We start from the raw sequence: 360 nt of genomic DNA on the forward strand, positions 1-360 counted from the left end.
TTTTGAAAATAAAGTAAGGAATAACTGTGTTTAGTAAAATCTAGATACAGCTCCCAGTTTATTTTCCCAAATTTTGGAGCGGGAAACGGGGCTCGAACCCGCGACCCTCAGCTTGGAAGGCTGATGCTCTAGCCAACTGAGCTACTCCCGCATAACAATGGTGGTGAGACGTGGATTCGAACCACGGAAGACATAGTCAGCAGATTTACAGTCTGCCCTCGTTGGCCGCTTGAGTATCTCACCTTAAACATTAATAAACTATTTTGGTATTTTCTGGTCAAACACTGTTACAAAAATGGAGCTGGTGAACGGACTTGAACCGCCGACCCACTGCTTACAAGGCAGTAGCTCTACCAACTG

The 360-nt window shown here is 45.3% G+C and carries 2 tRNA genes; both read right to left on the reverse strand.

The features are described from left to right. Positions 1-74 precede the first annotated feature (74 nt). Positions 75-151 (reverse strand) — tRNA-Gly (locus tag A3223_RS04295). A 7-nt stretch (positions 152-158) separates the two neighbouring features. Next, positions 159-243: transfer RNA gene (locus tag A3223_RS04300), tRNA-Tyr, on the reverse strand. Positions 244-360: the final 117 nt, after the last annotated feature.

It is taken from the genome of Campylobacter concisus (assembly GCF_002092855.1).
GTDB classification, from domain to species: Bacteria; Campylobacterota; Campylobacteria; order Campylobacterales; family Campylobacteraceae; genus Campylobacter_A; species Campylobacter_A concisus_AI.